This is a genomic window from Flavobacterium sp. DW-iso2 (assembly GCF_058725285.1).
Genome location: NZ_JBZXDY010000007.1, coordinates 1 through 21389 on the forward strand (window position 1 = coordinate 1; position 21389 = coordinate 21389).

At 34.5% G+C, this 21389-nt stretch carries 17 protein-coding genes and 1 pseudogene; 6 read left to right on the plus strand and 12 right to left on the minus strand.

Translation table 11 applies throughout. From position 1 onward, the window contains the following. Positions 1–271: 271 nt before the first annotated feature. From AC4PRO_RS06465 to AC4PRO_RS06480, 4 genes and pseudogenes are all read right to left on the minus strand, one after another. Positions 272–745, minus strand: coding sequence for a hypothetical protein (locus tag AC4PRO_RS06465; protein ID WP_492116760.1), 474 nt, complete (start codon positions 743–745; stop codon positions 272–274). 115 nt (positions 746–860) lie between these two features. Next, positions 861–1134 (minus strand): annotated as a pseudogene (locus AC4PRO_RS06470) (hypothetical protein); the annotation flags it as partial. Between the two features lie 230 nt (positions 1135–1364). Further along, positions 1365–1502 carry a hypothetical protein gene (locus tag AC4PRO_RS06475; RefSeq protein WP_394333761.1) on the minus strand — a complete coding sequence of 46 codons (138 nt, stop codon included), beginning with the start codon at positions 1500–1502 and terminating at the stop codon, positions 1365–1367. 111 nt (positions 1503–1613) lie between these two features. Beyond that, positions 1614–2084, minus strand: a complete 471-nt coding sequence (locus AC4PRO_RS06480) for an OsmC family protein (protein ID WP_492116761.1) — start codon at positions 2082–2084, stop codon at positions 1614–1616. Between the two features lie 120 nt (positions 2085–2204). Here AC4PRO_RS06480 and AC4PRO_RS06485 point away from each other — a divergent pair, with 120 nt between their 5' ends. Then, complete coding sequence (locus AC4PRO_RS06485) at positions 2205–3056, plus strand: EamA family transporter (RefSeq protein WP_074722722.1); 852 nt, start codon at positions 2205–2207, stop codon at positions 3054–3056. 53 nt (positions 3057–3109) lie between these two features. Here AC4PRO_RS06485 and AC4PRO_RS06490 read toward each other — a convergent pair whose 3' ends face one another. After that, positions 3110–3877 (minus strand): XRE family transcriptional regulator, encoded by a 768-nt coding sequence (locus tag AC4PRO_RS06490; protein ID WP_492116762.1) that lies wholly within the window; start codon positions 3875–3877, stop codon positions 3110–3112. A gap of 134 nt (positions 3878–4011) precedes the next feature. Here AC4PRO_RS06490 and dinB point away from each other — a divergent pair, with 134 nt between their 5' ends. Both dinB and AC4PRO_RS06500 read left to right on the plus strand, forming a co-directional pair. Continuing rightward, positions 4012–5169 (plus strand): DNA polymerase IV, encoded by a 1158-nt coding sequence (gene dinB, locus AC4PRO_RS06495; protein ID WP_492116763.1) that lies wholly within the window; start codon positions 4012–4014, stop codon positions 5167–5169. After that, positions 5169–8216: a DNA polymerase III subunit alpha gene (locus AC4PRO_RS06500; protein ID WP_492116764.1), complete on the plus strand. Its 3048-nt coding sequence runs from the start codon at positions 5169–5171 to the stop codon at positions 8214–8216. The genes dinB and AC4PRO_RS06500 overlap by 1 nt, the downstream gene beginning before the upstream one ends. Positions 8217–8424: 208 nt before the next feature. Here AC4PRO_RS06500 and AC4PRO_RS06505 read toward each other — a convergent pair whose 3' ends face one another. From AC4PRO_RS06505 to AC4PRO_RS06520, 4 genes are all read right to left on the minus strand, one after another. Further along, on the minus strand, positions 8425–8721 hold the full coding sequence (locus tag AC4PRO_RS06505) for a type II toxin-antitoxin system RelE/ParE family toxin (RefSeq protein WP_083380385.1): 297 nt from the start codon (positions 8719–8721) through the stop codon (positions 8425–8427). Further along, positions 8721–8966, minus strand: a complete 246-nt coding sequence (locus AC4PRO_RS06510; RefSeq protein ID WP_074722732.1) for a hypothetical protein — start codon at positions 8964–8966, stop codon at positions 8721–8723. Before AC4PRO_RS06510 ends, AC4PRO_RS06505 begins: the two co-directional genes overlap by 1 nt. 211 nt (positions 8967–9177) lie before the next feature. Continuing rightward, a complete protein-coding gene (locus AC4PRO_RS06515) occupies positions 9178–10068 on the minus strand; it encodes an NmrA family NAD(P)-binding protein (RefSeq protein ID WP_492116765.1) in 891 nt (296 codons plus the stop codon). Positions 10069–10360: 292 nt separating this feature from the next. Further along, complete coding sequence (locus AC4PRO_RS06520; protein WP_492116766.1) at positions 10361–12079, minus strand: tetratricopeptide repeat-containing sensor histidine kinase; 1719 nt, start codon at positions 12077–12079, stop codon at positions 10361–10363. 941 nt (positions 12080–13020) lie between these two features. On the opposite strand from AC4PRO_RS06520, the gene AC4PRO_RS06525 reads away from it, so the two are divergent. The 3 genes from AC4PRO_RS06525 (at position 13021) to AC4PRO_RS06535 (ending at position 16665) form a co-directional block, all read left to right on the plus strand. Further along, positions 13021–13926: a DUF6268 family outer membrane beta-barrel protein gene (locus tag AC4PRO_RS06525; RefSeq protein ID WP_492116767.1), complete on the plus strand. Its 906-nt coding sequence runs from the start codon at positions 13021–13023 to the stop codon at positions 13924–13926. A gap of 1230 nt (positions 13927–15156) precedes the next feature. Beyond that, positions 15157–16251: a sensor histidine kinase gene (locus AC4PRO_RS06530; RefSeq protein ID WP_492116768.1), complete on the plus strand. Its 1095-nt coding sequence runs from the start codon at positions 15157–15159 to the stop codon at positions 16249–16251. A 9-nt stretch (positions 16252–16260) separates the two neighbouring features. Further along, on the plus strand, positions 16261–16665 hold the full coding sequence (locus AC4PRO_RS06535) for a response regulator (RefSeq protein ID WP_492116769.1): 405 nt from the start codon (positions 16261–16263) through the stop codon (positions 16663–16665). Between the two features lie 104 nt (positions 16666–16769). Here the strand turns inward: AC4PRO_RS06535 and AC4PRO_RS06540 are convergent, their stop codons facing one another. The 3 genes from AC4PRO_RS06540 to AC4PRO_RS06550 form a co-directional block, all read right to left on the minus strand. Beyond that, positions 16770–17486, minus strand: coding sequence for a hypothetical protein (locus AC4PRO_RS06540; RefSeq protein ID WP_492116770.1), 717 nt, complete (start codon positions 17484–17486; stop codon positions 16770–16772). A gap of 217 nt (positions 17487–17703) precedes the next feature. Continuing rightward, positions 17704–19587: a M1 family metallopeptidase gene (locus tag AC4PRO_RS06545; RefSeq protein ID WP_492116771.1), complete on the minus strand. Its 1884-nt coding sequence runs from the start codon at positions 19585–19587 to the stop codon at positions 17704–17706. A gap of 175 nt (positions 19588–19762) precedes the next feature. After that, positions 19763–21343 (minus strand): NADP-dependent glyceraldehyde-3-phosphate dehydrogenase, encoded by a 1581-nt coding sequence (locus AC4PRO_RS06550; RefSeq protein ID WP_492116772.1) that lies wholly within the window; start codon positions 21341–21343, stop codon positions 19763–19765. Between the last annotated feature and the right edge of the window lie 46 nt (positions 21344–21389).

Genomic DNA, 21389 nt, shown 5'->3' on the forward strand with positions numbered 1-21389 from the left:
ATTTATATTTTGTACTCATTTAATTAATATTGTGTTTACTTTGTGGGCACGAGCGAGACGCTCGCGCTAGCATACGCCTAGCATACGCTCAAGCCAGCAGGGGGCTTTTGAAACCTGATTTTTTTGAATCTAAAATTTCAAAAAACTATACCATCTTTTAAATTTATAATTTCAACAAAATTTATATTTTTTAAAACTGGAATTAATAATTTATCTATACTCATTTTCTATTCTGATAAAAATAATAATTCTATATCGCGCTATCGGGGTTTTATTCAAGAAATTCCTGCTTATAAAATTCTAATTTAAAATCTTCATAGATACTAAATGCTTCTTTTAATATTATTTCTAAATCCTCATAATTACGGAATTTAGGTTTTTTAATATTCTCTTCTACATTAAAACCTTCTGCAAATTTTATCAGTTTATATAATCTACCAAAAACACTTCCAGTAATTAAATAGTCTTTTGCAATCTCAGTTGCACCTATAATCAATTCAACATTGCTGTATTTTAAGCATATGTTCAAATAAAATTTTATCCCATTATTTGTTTCTTCAATCTTAAAAAAATCATTATTTTTTACATATTTAGATTTATAGCCAAGACCAGCTATTAAAATTAAAACTTCATTATTGGAATAGTTCAATCTATCCTCAAATTGAAAATCAGCACTTAAAACCTCATATCTATTTACGAAATCAATGTTTTTATATAGATTATATTCATTACTATTTATTTCCATAATTATTAAATTTATTCTGGTTTAAAACGTATTTCGATATTATACTTTGGGCTACTTGCTAAATCAATATAGTCCCCCGCTAGCGCGAGCGTCCCGCTCGTGCCCACATTATAAATCAATTCACGTCTATCTCTAAAAGTGTTTGGTCATTATTTCCATAATTTCTAGCACTGCTGTATTTCCAACCTATTGGATCAGTTACAAAACCTGATTCAACAGGATTTTGATGAATATAGTTAAGCTTTTGCTCAAAAACCTTTAGCGACCAAATCTCTATTGGATGATTATCTTGTTGCCACCCGAGCCTGAAAGTGCGAACTGGCGAAGCAAAATTGTCTATGCTTTACATTGCTATTTTTTTTACCTGCTCGTTCCATCATCCAAAGCACCCCCGATAGCGCAATTGTATTGTTAGTTCTTGGTTGAAAAGTAGGAGACTCAAATTTGAATTCGTAACTTTGAGTAAATCAAAAAAACTAATGAAAAAACCAACCAATAAATTACCGCATTTTGAACTAAGTGGTAGCTCTTATTTTCGCGTAATTCATCAATTTTTAGACTTTACTCTTTTAGCAAGCCAGCATCTAAATAAAAACTTCGGTTTTTCAAGATTTATGGCTTATGTAGAATCTCTTAAATTGTTTTTATTAGCACGAAGAAAAATTGTTTCAATATTTCTTTTCTTAGCCATTTTGTTTATTGCTACTTCCTCGTATGCTGTTTCTTCCCTAGCTGTATTCATAATTACCTCTTTCACTTTTAGTTGGACTCTTTTTCTTTCTTCATCTAAAAAATAGAACCCGAAGAGCAATTATAGGTAAATAAATTATCCGAAACCTTACAAACTCTTTATTTAACTTCTACGAAATTATCCTATTTCACAACTTGCTTCATGAATAATCGGGAAATTACAGGAATTAGCAATAAAACAAAGTTCATTTGCTTTTTTATGTAAAGTGATCGCTTCTGCTACTTTATCTTTTTGTGTTATGGTCACTTTTGGATACAAGCGAACTTCAATAAAGCGTCCGCTTCCGTTATCTAAAACTTCAAGTGTAGCCTCAGCATTATCAGTGTATGAAAGCACTTCGATTCCGTTTTGAGCACATACATATAAGTACGACATCATATGGCAGGAAACCACACTACTTAGGAGCAAATCTTCTGGATTATACAAATTTGGATCTCCTTTGAACGCTTTGGCGGCTGAAACATTCAAAATCGGCTTCCCTTCAATGGTAACGGTATGGCTTTTACTGTAAATTTTAGAAGTTGAAACCTCGTCGTCTTTGGTGGAAAACCAATTCAATTTTGCTTTAAATAAATGTTTGAAACCCATTGTTTTCTTTTTATTCCAAAAGTAATCAAAAACCGTAACAACGATTACTTTAATTAAAAAATGCCCCCCTTTTCAAATTATAAATTTTGTAGTTTTGTCTTTCTACATCTCTATAATAAAGTGAAAAACAAACTATCCAACATACCTCCAATACCAGCCGTACTTTTCGCAATAATAAGTGTTCAGTCTGGTGCAGCAATTGCAAAAACTCTTTTCCCTGCCATCGGAGCAGCTGGAACTGCCTCCCTGAGAATAGGTATTTCGGCTATCATACTCTTCGCAGTTTATAGACCAAACCTTTTCAAGATTACCCCTAAACAATGGAAAGTTGTAATTCCTTATGGTTTGTGCCTTGGAGCGATGAATTTAATTTTTTACATGGCAATAGAGCGTATTCCCATTGGACTAGCGGTAACACTAGAATTTATTGGCCCGTTACTGGTTGCTGTTTTTGGATCAAAACGTTTCATTGATTATTTGTGGGTACTTCTGGCAGCAGCAGGAATTGTTTTGATTGCTCCGTGGACAAATAACGGAATAAACGTTTTAGGTGTTTTATTTGCTTTATTGGCAGGAGCCTTTTGGGCTTTTTATATTGTTTTGGGCGGGAAAGTTTCAAAAGTAATGAAAGATGGAGAAGCAGTTGCGACCGGAATGCTCTTTGCTTCACTATTGATTGTGCCTTTTGGAATTATGGGAAACGGATTCAGTAATCTCACCCCTACATTTCTTTCTTTAGGAGTAGCGCTTGCTCTTTTGTCTAGTGCCATTCCTTTTACATTAGAAATGAAAGCACTTGGCCAACTTCCAGCTCGTACATTTAGTATTTTAATGAGTTTAGAGCCGGCGGCAGCTTCTATTTGCGCGCTGATTTTCTTGCAGGAATACCTTGCTCTTAACGAGGTGGTAGCTGTTGTTTTTGTAGTAGTCGCTTCCGTTGGATCAACACTTACTGCCAAATCGCAAACCTAATGTTAATTTTAAAATTGCCATAAGCCAAAGCGATATTACAGCGGTTCTGTTCTTTAATTAATTTTATTCCCTACTTCTCGAATTTCTCTTCGCAATTCCCTAAACATATCCTTTAAACTCTCTGAACTCAAATCATCTGGTGTAAACTCATTAGTAGCGATACTGCAGGCATACTGCCAAATTTCCAGAATCTCCGAAGCTTTAATTTCATACGGCAAATAAATCGTATTGTCAGAATGTAGCATCAATGCGTTTTTTCCGTTTTTGTTCAGTCGTTTGTACACTATTCCCTGACTTTTAGTGATCACGATATACGTTTTTCCGTCCATTACATCACCCAATCGTTCTACATATTGCCCTACGATAAACGAACCTTTCTTATGTGGCGGCATCGAATCTCCATCTACAGGAAAGGCTCGGAATTTTCCGTTTCGTAAAAACGGAAGCGAAATATGTTGTAAACTTTCTATAAATTCCGGATCGGCATACCCGCTAAGATACCCTGCCTGCGCTTTATGAGGAACAATTTCTATAATATTTTCCCCTTGCTGGTCAACGGTTATGGGTAACAATATCCTGTTGTCTCCCAGTTTTAGCAAGTCTTCAATGGGTATTTTCTGTACGTCAACCGAGAGTAAAATATCAATACTGACATGAAAATAATACGATATTCTCTTCAAAATATCATACGGAGGTTCAGAGCTACCGTCTTCATATTTGACATACCTTCCTCTTGTAATCAAAAGATTTTGAGCTAGTTTTTCCTGAGAAATACCCTTTTTAATTCTTAGCTGTCTGATGTTGTCGGAAAATAAAGACATAGTGATTTTGTTATAATTTGTAACAGCAAATATACTGTATTTTGTTATAATCTGTACTAATTTTGTAGTTCAAATTTGCCGGAAAAAATTTTAGATGAAATGGATAGATGTACAATTTGAAAAACAAAATCAATATGGCAAGGTCAATAGTACACATGGATATGGACACTTTTTTTGTGTCCTGCGAAAGGTTAACCAACTCAAAACTAAATGGTTTACCACTTATCATTGGTGGTGGTGACAGAGGTGTGGTCGCTTCTTGTTCTTATGAAGCCCGAACGTTTGGTGTTCGCTCTGCGATGCCCATTAAAATGGCGCTGCGCCTTTGTCCGCAAGCAAAAGTTATGAAAGGAGACATGGAATTGTATTCTAAATTATCCCATGATATTACTCAAGTTATTGAAGAGAAAGCACCTATTGTAGAAAAAGCAAGCATCGATGAATTTTACTTGGACATTACAGGAATGGATCGGTTTCATGGTTGTTACCAATGGACTAACGAACTCTCACAATCCATTACAAAAGAAACAGGATTGCCTTTAAGTTTTGCACTATCTGTTAACAAGACGGTTTCAAAAATTGGAACCGGAGAATCAAAACCAACTGGAAAACTAGAAATCCCAGAAACTATGGTGAAAACGTTTTTGAATCCGTTGTCCATCCAAAAAATTCCCATGGTTGGCGACGTTACTTTTCAATTGCTGTCGCGCATTGGCATTCGAACCATACAAACACTTTCAGAAATGCCCGCAGAAGTGCTGCAGCAAATGATAGGTAAAAACGGAATCGATATTTGGAAAAAAGCAAACGGTATTGACAACAATCCGGTGGAGCCTTATACAGAGAGAAAATCAATTTCGACGGAACACACCTTTGGACAGGACACTATCGACATTCAAAAATTAAAATCAATTCTGGTAGGTATGGTCGAAAAACTCGCTTTTCAGTTGCGTTCAGAGGAATGGCTTACCTCCACGGTCGTGATAAAAATACGCTATTCTAATTTTGATACCGAAACAAAGCAATGCCGAATCCCATACACTTCGGCTGATCATACTTTGACAAGAAGTGTCACCGAATTATTCGATAAGTTGTATCAGCGTCGCATGCGGTTGCGGCTAATTGGTATTCGCTTTAGCGGATTAGTTCGCGGAACTTACCAAATCAATATGTTTGAAGATACGGAGGAAATGTTGTCGTTGTATCAGGCGATGGATCGAATGAAAAAACGCTACGGTTTTGATGCTGTAGCCCGTTGTGCCGGTGCCACTCTCAAAGTAAAAAACAAATAATGTACCTCAACTGTCACTCTTATCACAGCCTGCGTTATGGTACTATTCCCTTAACTGAATTAGTGCAACTGGCCGCCGCATGCGGTGTAAAAGCCATGGCATTAACTGATATCAACACGGTTACTGGTATCTATGATTTTATCAAAGAATGTCAGGCTGTTGCTATAAAACCCATCGTTGGAATCGAATTTAGATACAACAACAAACTGCTTTACATTGGCTTAGCCAAAAACGCAGCAGGCCTTGCCGAAATGAACCGTTTTCTGACCCAGCATAATTTTGATAAAACGCCTCTACCCGCTCAAGCACCGGAATTTCATAATGTAAGTATTATATATCCAATCGAGAATGCCCCTGATGTTTTTAGAGATTTTGAATTTTTGGGTATGCGTCCAGAGCAGCTTCCTATGCTATTTCATAATCAATGGAAAAGCAAGCTGGATAAAATGGTGGTTTTACAGCCGGTGACTTTCCGGACTAAGAGAGAATTTAACCTACATAAAATCCTTCGGGCAATTGATACCAATGTCATTTTATCAAAACTTACCGAAGCTGATTATTGCCAAACATCAGAAACGATGATTCCATTGGAAAACCTATTGGAAAAATTTAGCGATTACCCCCAAATTATTGAAAATACAGAAAGCATCATTGCCGAATGTAATTTTGAATTCGAATTCAAAACACCCAAAAACAAAACCAATTATACAGAAAGCGGAGAAAACGATATCCAACTCCTGACAAGCCTTGCCAACCAAGGATTAATAAAGAAATATGGCAACAATAATCTTCCGGCACGCGCTAGAGTAGAGAAAGAATTGAAAGTCATCCATGAGTTAAAATTTAGCGGTTATTTTTTAATCACCTGGGATATTATTCGCTACAGCAACAGCATGGGATTTATGCATATTGGTCGAGGAAGCGGTGCCAACAGCATCGTGAGTTATTGTCTGGGTATTACAGCTATTTGCCCGCTCGAACTGGACTTGTACTTTGAACGTTTTTTAAACCTGAATCGCAAAAGTCCGCCCGATTTTGATATTGACTGGAGTTGGAAAGAACGGGATATTATTCTCGAATACATTTTTAATCGGTACGGTCGAGATCATGTGGCTTTTTGTGGTACGAATGTAGAATTCAAATACCGCTCGATATTCCGCGAAGTGGGTAAAGTTTTTGGTTTACCCAAAGAAGAGTTGGACGCACTGGCTAAAAATCCAATGCAGTTACACGATAACAATTCGGTAGTTGCATTGGTACAGAAATACGGTATGCTGCTCGAAAAATACCCCAATCAACGGAGCATGCATTCTTGCGGAGTATTAATTTCAGAAGAACCTATTACAAATTATACGGTTTTAGAAATGCCGCCGAAAGGCTTTCCCATTGTGTTGTTTGACATGCACATTGCCGAAGATATTGGTTTTGAAAAATTTGATATTCTAAGCCAGCGTGGTATTGGTCATATTGATGATACCGTAAAACTAGTTCGAAAAAACCGCGGGATAGAAGTCAATATTCGAGATACGGCATTGTCCAAAAATGAAGCAAAATGCAATGCGTTTTTAAGCACTGGAAAAACTATTGGCTGTTTTTATATCGAAAGTCCCGCCATGCGTGGCTTATTACGAAGACTCAAATGTGAAGATTATAAAATATTAGTTGCTGCATCCTCGATTATTCGTCCGGGAGTAGCACAAAGCGGTATGATGAAGGAGTACATCTTTAGACACAACCACCCCGATCAATTCGAATATTTCCACGAAACATTCAAAGAACATCTGGGAGAAACTTATGGCGTAATGGTGTATCAGGAAGATGTGATCAAAATTGCACTACACTTTGCAGGAGTTCCCGCCTCAGATGGAGATATTCTACGTCGGGCGATGAGTGGCAAAGGACGCTCCACTGCAGCATTGCAAAAAGTAAAAGACAACTTCTTTGCGTGCTGTGCCCTAAAAGGACATCCTTTAGCGCTCAGTCAGGAAATATACCGACAGATAGAGTCTTTTGCGGGTTACTCCTTTTGCAAGGCACACTCGGCCTCTTATGCAGTCGAAAGTTATCAAAGTTTGTACTTGAAAGTGTATTACCCCGTAGAATTTATGGTGGCGGTTATCAACAACCAAGGCGGTTTTTACAGAACGGAAGTGTATGTACATGAGGCAAAAATGTCCGGCGGCATCATTAATACTCCTTGTGTAAATAAAAGCGAGTATGAAGCGACCGTTTATGGCGTTGACGTTTATCTCGGTTTGATGCAACTCGAAGGACTCGAATCTAAAACAGCGCATCGTATCATTGCAGAGCGCAATACGAACGGTGAATATCAATCGCTCGAAGATTTCATCAATCGCATTCCGATTGGTATAGAGGGAATCCAGATCTTGATTTTCATTGGTGCCTTCCGTTTTACATCCAAAACAAAAAATCAATTGCTTGTCATTGCCAGATTGATTCTTGTGAATTTCAAACCGGAAAATCGGAATTTAATGTTGCTTCAAGAACCGGTTAAGGAATACATGCTTCCGGTACTGGAACGTTCTCCTTTTGAAGACGCCTTCGACGAAATAGAATTACTCAGTTTTCCGGTTTCCTGTTCCCCTTTCGATTTGTTGCAAACAAAATACCGCGGTACTGTATTAGCCAAAGATTTATTGCAGTATCATAAAAGAACGGTAAAAATGCTGGCGTATCTTATTTCGAGGAAACACGTCCCTACTAAAAGAGGGACAATGTATTTTGGAACCTGGATTGATGCCAAAGGAGAATTCTTTGACACAGCTCATTTTTCTGATAGTTTACAGAAATATCCTTTTCAGGGCGGAGGTTGTTATTTGTTATTGGGAACTGTGGAAGTCGATTACCACTTCCCTACTATTACCATAAGCAAAATGGCCAAAATGCCGTTCATCCCAGACCCTCGATATTCTAATTCCACCGACAGACAATACAAAGCGCATCAGCAAATTAAAGAAGATGTGAGCATGACCCACCGAGCGCCTTATCCGCAGGAAGTCAATCTGCCACGGTATAAGATGTCTTAGTGATTTAACAGCATACCATTTAAGGCCAACGCTAATCAAATACAATCATGTTAAGGAAATTGTTGTGAATTGGAACGGATACAAAGTCAGGAGATATTTGCCCACTTAAGTGAATTTAGGAACTCTTCAGGAAGCTGCCAAGTGATAGCGAAATTTTAGAAACTTAATTTTTAAACATAAAAAAACCGCTAATTTTGAGCGGTAAATTCTATTTCTCAGTTACTTGACTTTTAGGATCTTTTCTACAGTCAAAAATCCGTAAAATCCAAATTGTATCTTCTTCTACAGTGTAAATCAACTTGTAATGACTGACAATAATCCTCCTACATTCTAGTTCTATTTCATCTTGTTGGTATTGTTCGGTAAAAACCAATTCTCTTCCTGCCTTTAAAATAGCATCTTTAATATTTTTTGCTCCTTGTGGCGAGACTACTTTGTAGTGGTTGTGAATTATTTTTAATTGCTCTTTCGACTTATTCGTCCAAATTACTTTTAATCTACCCATTACCAGTTTTCTGATTCTTTTTCTAAATCTTCTTGAGTAGTAAACTCACCTCTTTTTATTTCGGCTATTGCTTCTTTCAATTCCTCTTTGTAAGCAATTTTTGTTAGTGGTTTTCCATCGACTGAATAAGCCACAACTTCCTCTTCCCAGTAACTTTCCATTACCGCTTTTACTACTTTCAAAAGACGTTCATCGGCTTGATTGATGTATTGTAACAGACTGTCTCTTAATTCTAAAGCTCCCATGATTACTCCTTTTTTATATATTCCAAAGATAGCTGTTTTATTTTGTATTCCTTTTTAGTCTTTTGTTATTTTATTTAATCGGAGTTCGAATAAACGAAACAACGGGATCCTAACAGTAACTCTAAAATAATTGCCACAGATTCACAGATTAAAAAATTATTTTTATCATCTGTGAATCTGTGGCCAAAAAAAATACATGAAATAAGGCAATTTAATATACTAATTCCTCTTTATGTTTTTTAATAAAATCAGCCCATCTTGTTGGCTCTTTTCCTGTGATTTCAAAAAAGTTATCGAAAGTATCACTGGCTCCAGGAATAGTTCCGTTTGCATGTTGTTTCCAATGATCATATACACAGTTCATATAAGCCATATCTGCTCCAGCATCTTTCATTTTTTGTAAAAAAATCTCAGGCGAAAGTGGCTCGTATCGAAAAGGCTTCCCTAGAATTGATGTCATTAATTCTGCAATTTCATCAAAGGTTTTTGCGTCATAACTAAGTCTGTACGTTTTGCCACTATGCAATTCCGGATGAGCTAGAGCTAATGCCGCAACTTGTGCCACATCATCAACGTCGACCCAACTCAAACAGGCACAGTCAACATAGGCATTAAGGACTCCTTTGTTTGTTGCTTTTTCGCTTCCATAGCTTAATAAATTTTGCATAAAATCCTGAGGGCGTAGATGCGTAAAGGAAAAACCACCCCACTCAACATATCTTTCTACCAACTGATGCCACACCCAATGCCCTACAGTTGCATCATCAGGTCCACAAGCTCCTAAATGTACAACATGTTTAATCCCTGCTTTCTTAGCATTGTCTAATAATACCTTACTTTGGCGTAACATGTCAACAGTATAAGCTGTTACCATAAACAGACGATCTATACCTTCAAAAGCAGGCAAGTGTGTACTGTCGTCATCAAAATCAAGAATGACCGTGGCTATTCCTCTATTTGTAAATGGAACTGCTTTTTCTTTAGATCGTACTGCTGCAACTATTTCTATTTCATTATTAGATAAAAGAAATTCAATAGTTTTACCACCAACCTGTCCTGTTGCTCCAGTGATAAGTATTTTTGGGAGTTTTGTATTCTTCATTATCTATATGTTTGTTTGTCTTTTATAAATTATAGCCAAAGTTACAAATTAACCATGACTATGTGCTGCAGCTTTGATACTCATCGTTATAAGATATAGGCTAAATAGTCCGAAAATTAAGTCGAAAAGGCTCTATCGGTAGTGGCAAGCTCAAACAAACATTCGAAAAGTAAAGTTAGAAAGCTACATACTAAAAAGAGCAATAAAAACCTTTTCAAAGAACGGTTGCTGATTTACCTTCACTCTATCATCAATAGAACTGGAATCAAAACTATCGCAAAAATACTTTATGCTATTTTGGAACTACAATTTTTGCTTTGAAACCTTTATTAATTTGAGAGTCAAAAGTAATTATTCCGTTGACTGCCTGAATACGGTTTTCTGCATTTTGGAGCCCATTTTTCAACACTAGTTTTTCCGAGAATCCTATTCCGTTATCTGAATAGTCAATTTTTAGATTTTTTTGATCGCAATCAAACCCAATTACCACAAAACTAGCTTGGCTGTACTTCTTCATATTGACCATGAGTTCTTGTAATACTCTTTGCAACGCTATCTTTTTTTCAGTTTGAACTTTTGACCAATCTATTGGATTTCCGTTTTTAATAATGACTTCGGCACTGTCGCTTTTATAGCTACTTAGCATTTGTTTTAAATTCTGTTCAAAACTTTCTCCTGTCTCTATAGTACTATTCTCCCTAGAGAAATTTCGTGTTCTAATATATATTTTATCAAGACTATATATAAGTGTTTCCTTTTTTACCGGATTTTGTAAATCTTGAGTTTCGGCAAAAGTCATCGCATAAAAAACATCATTGGCGAGTTCATCATGGAGTTCTTTAGAAATTCGGGTTTCGGTATTATAACTCGCTTCTAAGCGTACTTGTCTGTTTCTATTTCTATAATAATTAATCAAATACGCTATAGTTCCAAGTAAAAGCAAGAATCCAAATACTAAGAGATACTTCTGACTTTTTTGTGTTTCCAGTTGGAGTAAAGTTTCTGCTCTTAGTCCCTTGTATTTGATATTTTCTAAAGTCGTTTTTCTCGAATCATACTTAATTTTAGCAAACTGATTTTTGGCATTGTTGCGTACTGTTTTAATACTATCGTTAAGATTGATGAACATAGTAGCATAATCATTTACTCCTTTTTCCAGATTGTAAGACATTAAGAATTCTAATGCCTCTAGTCGTTCATCAATACTTTGATGTTTTGTAGCTACTTTATAAGCCTGTAATGCATTCTCCTTCGATTTTTGATGATCTCTATTTTTATAAAAATCGGCCAAATGCAAATAGCTTTCAATACTCCCATAGGAATCATTAATTTTAGTCCTGATCGTTAAAGCCTGATTCATTAAGCTTAGTCCCTCTGGAATATGATTGTTTTTATAATAAGCAAATCCCAGATTATCAATAATCCTGGCTTTTCTATTCGGTAACGTATCTAAAATATCAGATTTTAAAATGGGCTGTAAAAGAGCAACAGCCTTTCCGTACTTTTTTTGTTCCATATAAACCGTGGCGATATTATTTAACGCTGTTGCTTTAGATACGGAATCGATTGCTGTTTTTAAAATTGTGGTAAAGTAGACAATAGCGTCATCGTAATTCATCAATTCTTCTGCTGCAATGCCAAATAAATTATTTACGGCCATTTGATATTGCAAATCATTATTTATATAAGGTAAAGCCTCCGTCAAGGTTTCTTCACTACTATAATAATCTCCATAGGTCTGCTGGATTTGAGCCATTACAATAACATTATAGGTAATATAAGGACTGCTCCCCTCAATTTCAAATAATTCTTTGGACTTATTATAATAATAGAAAGCACTATCGACTTTATTATTGCTATTAAACGAATCGCCTAGTTCAGAGTATTTTTGGGCTTGGATGCTACGTTTACTTTTATTGTTTTTAGCACTAGCAGAAACTGCTTTAGTGTCTTTTTGGCAAGATACGATCGAAAACAAAAGCAATAAAATATAAATCGAGGGACGCAGCATATAAAGTAACTTTACCCGAAAGTAGTATTTAATTGTAGATTAATACTTATAATTATTGATTTTTTGACGGTGTGGTAAAAATTATATCATCTCCTATCCGCCTTATTCTATTTCCACAGACCGACGGTACAACGCACATCAGTAAATTAAAAAAAAGTGAGCATGACGCGTCAAACCCCTTATCCACAGAAGGGAAATCCACCACGGCATAAAGTGACCAAGAGATGTTTTACGATGAAATTTTTAAAGTGGAATTTGTAATTAATTTAAATGATAAAATTTATTAATCAAATATTTCAGAACAAAATAAAGCACACTTACAACCACTGCTAAAGAAAGCAGGAAGCTAATCAGGTTTACCACAATATTAGGGATAAACTTCAATCTAGGATGCGTAAAGTAAGGTTCACGATGGAGTCTCTCGTGGATATTTTCTTTTACTATTTTTATTTTTTTCTTGATAATACTATTTTTTTACAAGCTACGCGTACCGCAATTATTTGAAAGAACACCCTATCGCTGTAGCTGGATTACTATTTACAAAATCCATTTTGACCCTACTAAATTAAACAATTAATTTAATATACCGTAAACACGAAATAGAAAGAAGATCACATTTACATCTTCATTCCATCATTTAATCGCATTCTCTGTCCTTTCAAGCTATTGTTTTACTGGAAAATGGAACTTGAGCCACCACTCTTTCGGCAATTACAGTAATCGATCACTCCCTATTATTCTTAATTATACTATTTTTTAATTCTTTTTTGTTTTGTCCTTATGTAACAATATCAACAGGATTTAGTGGGGAATTCCCAACCTGTATTGTACTGGTTATTTAAACATAACTACTTAATATTAAATATCCTAAAATAAAGCAAAAACACTAGCAGACTATAAAAATAAACTTTTCGTGTATTAAAAAAAGGTAGATTTATAAAATGGTAAATAAATTACTTCTTTTCCTGTTTCTGATTTCTCCGTTACTAAGTAATTCACAACAATATGTGGATCTCTTAAATATAAGCTATTCTAAATCGGGAGATACTAATTTTACAAACAGTTCTAAAAGTACTTCTATTTCTATTTTTGACTCTAAAATAACTTTGCCAATTGTTTTAAATGAAAAAACTGCCCTTATCACTGGGTTTGATTTCAATATTAAAAAACTACAATTATTTCCTGATTCTAATTTCAGTAATCTATACTATACTCGTCTTAAATTAGGTTTTGCCACAGACCACTCGGATAAATGGATCGGTACTTATGTCTTATTACCAATATTATCTTCGGATTATAAAAATATAAGTTCAGACGATATTTATCTCGGCGGTATTGCGGTATGGACTTATAAAAAGCGCAAGAACTTCAATTATAAATTTGGACTATATACTGGAAATGAAGCCTTTGGTTTTTATATTACTCCCTTAGTAGGTATTTACTATATCAGCCCTAATTCTGGTTTTGAAATTAGTGCACTAATACCGGGGCTCTTTGATGTGAATTTTGGTGTTTCCAATAAAACGAGACTCGGAATCGACTACAAAGGAAACTCTGAAACATTCAAAATTCAAAACGACAAAGCGCTAACAACTTATTTAGAAAATAATTCTTTAGAGTTTTCATCCTACCTCCAAAATAATTCGTTGGACAAAAATCTTCTTTTACGTTTAAAAATTGGGTATTCAACAAACAGTTATGATGTATACGCTGTTGACGATAAAATTAATTTATCAATTACTCCTTTTAAGTTTGGAAACAACAGAACTAAATTAAATTCTGAATTAGACTATAGTGCATTTTTAAAGGTCGAAGCTATATATCGATTCCCTATTTCTTCGAAATAGAATTGTTATTACATAAATTCTATTCGATAAAAAAACCGCCCTGTTCCTTTTAAACAAAACGACTTTGAATCTATTTTTTAGCGTGACTCCTAATCTAATAACTTATAATAGAACATTTCAGGAATGCCTTCTACTCCGACTTCGATCATCAATTTTCTCTGTGCTTCTGAATTGATTATTGCTTTAACCTTATCAATATCTGAGATTTAAAATATTAGTATTATCAAACCCTCAGACTATTGAGTCATTAATAGAACCATCTTACTGCTATACCTCTATCATCATACATCTTATGTAATGGATCAATGCCTTCTACATAACGAGTATCTTTTAATCTGTATTTCAAAGTTTTTTAGGCGCAACAAATTCATTTTATTAGTTACGATCTACATTCAGACTTTAACAACTTAATTCCATAAACAAAAACCTGTATTCTAAAATTTTATCCTATAGTGTACAATTATTTCTCCGTACATTTAAAATTTAATAACTGTATTACTTGCTTCTATATTTAATAAACGAATTTTTAGATTTTGTTTGATGTCACAAATCCTTTTTGTTAACAACAACCCACGATATAACTTTAATAGCGCTAAACAACTCATAAATTTTGATATCATAACATTTAAAACCGCTCTGAGGAATGATTTTTCAGTACCTTCACTAATTAACAAGTGTTTTACTTTATCTTCAATTATAATAACAAATATTTTTATTAATACACACTTATAAATGACCTTGCTACATAAAAAAAGAGTAGAAATTCTAAGTGTCGTAATTGGGGTTGTGGGGGTACTTAGCATTATAGGCTATCTATTCCAATTAAATTTTTATATGAATTTACCCTACCCCTTGTCCATACCGATTCATATAAATTCTTCAATAAATCTAATACTATTATGTATTTTATTATATTTTACAACTAATAAAAAAAACAGAGCTTTTGTTAAATATTGCTCAATACTAATCGTTACAAATGGGGTTTTAAACTTACTTTACATCCTACACCTAGATCTAGACGTTCTCAATTCATTTTCTTTTAATAATTTTTTTGATACTCTAATAATTGATCGGTATACCAATGTAAAACCTAGCATAGCGAGTGTACTTTGCTTTACATTAATAGGTTTTTCATTTCTGGGTATAATTTCAAAATATAAATTTTTTAATCAAACGGCACAAGCTGCTTTACATTTCGTTACCCTTATTTCATTTGTTGCAATATTAGGTTTGTCAGATGACCTCCCAAGTTTAGATCAACTCTACTTCTTTAGGAATTTTTCGATTTATGGTGCTTTTGTGATTATGTTATTGTCTATAATGATCTGTGGGGTTCAACCCCGTCTGGGATTTGCAGCAACATTTACTGGTTCTAAAATAGGACATGAAATTAGTCGTTCTATCTTTCCAAAAATATTAATCTCTTTCTTAGCCTTAGGATATTTAAGAACAGTGCTTGCAAAATCGAGCTTAATGAACGCAGCATCTGCAAATGCGCTATTGGAAAGTTTGTATATCTTAATTACATTACTTATAATCTACTATACTAAAGAGAATTTAAATAAAATTGACGACCAGAGAAAAGAAGCTGAACGTAAAATTATTTTAGCAAACAATAATCTTGAAAAAAAAATCACGGAGCGAACAACTAAGCTCACTAAACAAAATAAACAGTTAGAGGAATTTGCATATGTCGTGTCTCACAATTTTAGAGCACCGGTGAGTAATTTACATTCTCTCCTAGATATTTATAAAGAAGAGGAAACTAATGAAAACAAATATTTGCTGTTAGAAAAATTTGAAATAATAGTCAATAATCTTGATGTGACATTAAATGATTTGTTAAACGGCATTTCCGTTAAAAATGATTTGAAAAAGAAAAAAGAAAACTTATTATTCCATAACTGCTTTTTAAATGTAGTTGACTCTTTACAAGGAGATATTATTAAATACGGAGCTCTAATTACAAGTGATTTTTCGAAGGTGGCAGCTATGGAATATTCAGCTATATACTTAGAAAGCATAATTCAAAATCTTCTGAGCAATGCCTTGAAATATAGTTCTCCTCTACGAACTATCACAATTCATTTTCAAACCCACATCATTAACGATGGAGTAGTACTTACGGTTTCTGATAATGGAATAGGAATCGACTTAGAGGAACATGGAAAGGATATCTTTGGGTTTAACAAAATTTTCCATAAACATCCTGATGCCAAAGGAGTTGGACTTTTTCTCATTAAAGCCCAAGTTGAAGGAATGGGCGGTAGTATAAGCGTAGAGAGCAAAGTTGATATTGGAACAAAATTTGAAATTATATTTTAAAACTATCTTATGGACAAAAAATTAATTATTGCAGTTATTGATGACGATTCTATTTTCCAATTTATCGCTAAAAGACTGATCGAATCAATTAATTCTGAACACAAAACTATTATATTCTCAGATGGAAAAGATGCCATCGATTTTATCCATCATAACCTCGATGAAATCGACACTCTTCCTGATATTATATTTCTTGACATTAATATGCCAGTTATGAATGGTTGGCAATTCTTAAATAAATATATTGAACTCAAGTCGAAAATTGAAAAAGAAATAACGATTTATATCGTTAGTTCTTCAAAAAATCCGGATGACTTTATTAAAGCAGAAAACATACATCAAGCGACAGAATATATAGTCAAACCTATCAACCGCGAAAAATATACAAACATCCTAAATTCCTTTTGCAAATAAAACCTCCATTATTGTTTTATCTCATTAAAAGTTAAAAAAAAATATAATAGATATTAAAAAACCGCAAGAAGGTATGTTTTTACGGTTCTATAAATATCGTGAATTTATTCTACCAACTTATAATAGAACATTTCAGGGATGCCTTCTACTCCGGCTTCGATCATCAATTTTTTTTGTGCTTCTGAATTGATCATTGCTTTAGCCTTATCCATATCTGAGATTGCAAATACTAAAGTCACCACATTAGGATCATCCAAACTTCTTGCCATCCCTCTGTCAATTAAGCCTCCTTCCATTCTTTTGATTGTTCCTTCTTCATCATACACTTTGAGCCAAGCGTCAAAATCTTTTACACGATGGGTTACCATTAGTCTGTCTTTCAGATTTATTTTTGAGTCATCATTTCGAATTACTTCATAAAAGCCGAATTTAGGAGTACTCATTACACCCGCTTTCTTCATAGCATCCTTCAGGCTGGGCAGCATGCTAAAATCTTTTGCTTTATTGACATCGTTCATTTTATCAATTACCATGATGGTATTAGGATTATCCATCCCTCTACCAATAACAAAATGCGAAATTCCATAGGTCATTCGGATTGAATCGTGCGCATCATACGCTGCCCTCCATTTATTGTAATCAGCAACATCGTGTTTCATTACAATAACCTTAAAAGGCATGAATGCTATACTGGTAATATCAACCTCTTCCATTGTACTCATTTCCGCTACTTTTTCAGTTTTATTATTTTTACATGAAAAGAATGCAACAGTAGAAACTATTACTAAAATTGACATCATCAATTGTTTACTATTTTTCATCTTATTATTTTTAAAGTTAATTACGCTAAGTAAATATAACGATAAATGCTGAAAATCAGATACTTAAATTTTTTTTTGATTCAAAAAAATAAGAGTAGAATTTATATTACTTTCTCTCCCGTAGCGATTTCAGAACGGCACATATTTCCATAAAAAAAAGTCTCGTTACTGATAACGATACTTTTCTAACCTTTTAAAAGCTATTAATTTAGAATTATTAATTAGATGTCCAAGTATTATCCTGTGGTGTAGCATCCATAAAAAGTCCGCCATCTAGTGTTACTGACTTCATCTTTTTAGTTCCTTTAAAACTAATCGTTGCTGTTTTTTGGTTGGCTTCCCAAATAGCTGGTGTTTCATGAACTGTTTCTTTAGTCCCATCTGCATAGACAATATTTACATCAAACGGAATCGCAAATCCACCTTCGTTTTTGATTAAAATTGTTTGTGTTTTACTATTCGAATTCACATTTGCAACAGCGACATCAATATAATTATTAGTAAAAAACCAGTTATTAAAGAACCAATTTAAATTTTTACCTGAACTCGTATTTACCGAATTGAAATAATCCCAAGGAATAGGATGTTTACCATTCCAGTCTTCCATATAATTGTGTAACACTTTTTTAAATAAATCATCGCCCAATAAATCTTTTAAAGCCAAATAAGAAAGTGATGCTTTACCGTATGAATTATTACCATACCCCGCACCTGAGAGTTGAGTTGACATCGAAATTATAGGCTGATCTTCTTCGGCAGATTTATCATTTATATAGCGATTTACTCTAAATTGCTTGTAAAATTTATCTGCCGCATCTTTACCATGCTCTGCAATTCCGATAAGATATTCTAATGTTGTTGCCCAACCCTCATCCATAAATGCATAGCGGCTTTCATTAATTCCCATATAAAAAGGGAAATAGGTATGAGCGATTTCGTGATCTTGTACCAACTGAGCAAAAACAGCATCTCCCATTTGAGAATCGTTTACCATCATTGGATATTCCATATCAGCAAAACCTTGAAAGGCAGTCATTTTAGAATAAGGATAAGGAATTCCAGGCCAATTATTAGAAAACCAAGCCAAAGCGTAATTATTGTTTTTTACCGAGTTAATAAAATCAGTTCCTTTTACATCATAAGCTGCTTGAGTACTCACACGACGATTGGTCTTGTTGTCTACAATGACACTTCCTGCATCCCATAAATAATGACTACTCAAACCAAAACATACATCTGAAATGTCATTCGCTTCAAATTTCCAAGTATTCCAATCGTTTTGCAAAGTAACTTTACCTTCCTTCATTTCTTGCTCATTTGCAATATGAATAACGGCATCAGAGGTATAGGATTTTTTTAATCTATTTGAAAACTCAGCTTGCAAAACGGCATCAGGATTTAGTAAATCTCCTGTAGCATAAACTACATAATTTTTAGGTACTTTTATCGAAAAACTATAATCATTGAAGTCATTATAGAATTCCTGACGATCTGTGTGCGGCAATTTATCCCAGCCATTATAATCATCATAAACGGAAACTCTAGGGTAACTGTATGCTACAAAAAATGTAGTTTCATCAATTTGTCCTTCGCGGCCACTTTCTTTAGACAAAGGGTAATTCCAGTCAATATCTAAAGTAGTTTTGCTATTAGGTACCAATGCTTTTTTTAGTTTAACAGTACCAACGGTTCCCCAATTTTTAGCATTTTCATTGTAAACTTCGCCATCAATTTTAAAAGAAGTAATTGTTAATCCTGCTGATAAAAAATCAGGGCTTACTTCTCCTCCTCTCGGTGAGGTGGGTTTATGAAGATTGTTTACAAAACGAATTACTATTGTTTTTAAAGTATCCTTACTATTGTTTTCATAAACGATACTTTCCGTTCCGCTCACCATTTTTGTATCTGGATCTACACTAATTTCCATGGTGTATTTTCCGTGGTTTCGCCAATACTTATCTCCCGGCTTTCCGTCTTTGGAACGACTGCCGTTTGAATAGGCTTCTTTTATATTTCGCGGAGTATAGAGTTCTTGAGCAAAACTATTTTGTGCAAAAAATGCCACCGCTAACAGTACTAATAAAATTATTTTTTTTCTCATGATTAATTTTTTGAAATAAAATGAATACTAATGTACCATTAGTATCAATAAGCCACTTATTGTAACAATAATTATCTAGAAATAAGAAAAAAGAATAAAAAGCTTTAGAAATTAACTCCATAAAAAAACCGCCTAATTTTTTAAGATTAGGCGGTTTCAATTTTAATACTTTTGTTTATAAAATATAATCGGTTGTAATGAAATTAGATTGATCACTGTCCAATAAGGCTTGTAAAATTTCATTGTTATAGTCATTGTCTTTTGAAGCCACAAAAGTTCTAATAGAGAATGAACGTAATGCATCGTGGATACTCAAGGTTCCTACAGCCGAATCTTTTCGTCCTGTAAAAGGGTAAATATCCGGACCTCTCTGGCAAGAACTGTTCAGATTTACGCGACATACCAGATTTACTAAGGTATCGATAAGCGGCGCGATGGTTTTAATATCTTTTCCAAACAAACTTACTTGTTGACCGTAATTTGACTCCGCCATGTCATTTAAAGGCTCTTGTATGTCTTTAAAAGTAATAATAGGCACTACTGGTCCAAACTGTTCTTCATGATACACACGCATCTCTTTGTTGACTGGGTATAAAACCGCAGGGAAGATATAATTAGGTGTATGCTCCCCTCCTTTTTCATTAATTACTTTGGCTCCTTTATCGATAGCGTCATCAATTAATTCTTGAATATAGGCCGGTTTTTCTTTCTCCGGTAATGGAGTCAAGACAACTTCCTTATCCCATGGGTTTCCAAAAATCAGTGCATCCACTTTGGCAGCAAATCGTTTGTTGAATTCTTCAGCAATACTTTCATGAACGTATAATATCTTTAAAGCGGTGCAGCGCTGCCCGTTGAAGGACAAACTTCCAGCAATACATTCTTGAATGGCTAAATCCAAATCGGCATCCGGCAAAATTATCGCAGGGTTTTTGGCTTCCAAGCCTAAAATCAAACGCAATCTGTTTTTGTTAGGATGTTGATCTTGCAATGCAATAGCTGATGTACTGTTTCCAATCAAAGCCAAAACCGCTACTTTTCCTGATTTCATAATAGGAGCAGCCACTTCTCTACCACGACCATAAACAATATTGATAACACCCGCTGGAAAACTGTTTTTAAAAGCTTCCAATAAGGGCGAAATTAATAAAACACCATGTTTTGCCGGTTTGAATACTACTGTGTTTCCCATAATTAAAGCGGGAATTAGCAGCGCAAATGTTTCATTTAAAGGATAATTGTAGGGTCCAAGACACAGCACAACACCAAGCGGGCCACGACGTACCATAGCATTTATCCCTTGACTTTTAGTGAAACGAGCACTATTGCGGTCTAATTTTTTGTAATCTTCAATGGTATCATAGATGTATTCGACGGTTCGATCAAATTCTTTTCTTGAATCAGTAAGTGATTTTCCTATTTCCCACATTAAATACTTTACCACCTCCTCACGAGTTGATTCCATGTGAGTAACAAAACGGCTCATACATTTGATACGATCTTTAACTCTCATAGTAGGCCATAATCCCTGACCATTATTAAACGCCACATCTGCAGCATGCACTGCCTCGAGGCCTTCTTTTTCTCCCATAAATGGAACAGAGCCTAATATTGTTGGTTCATATTTTTCTGAAGATGAAATTGTGGAAAACACGGCTGATGTTTGACCTTCCCATTTTTTCAACTCCCCATTTACTAAATAAGTATCTTGATTTAATAAAGTTTTAATCTGAAATTCTTCCGGTATTGCATTCATTTTGGTTCTTTTTGATATTATGTTTTATTAGTTATAGCAATAGACT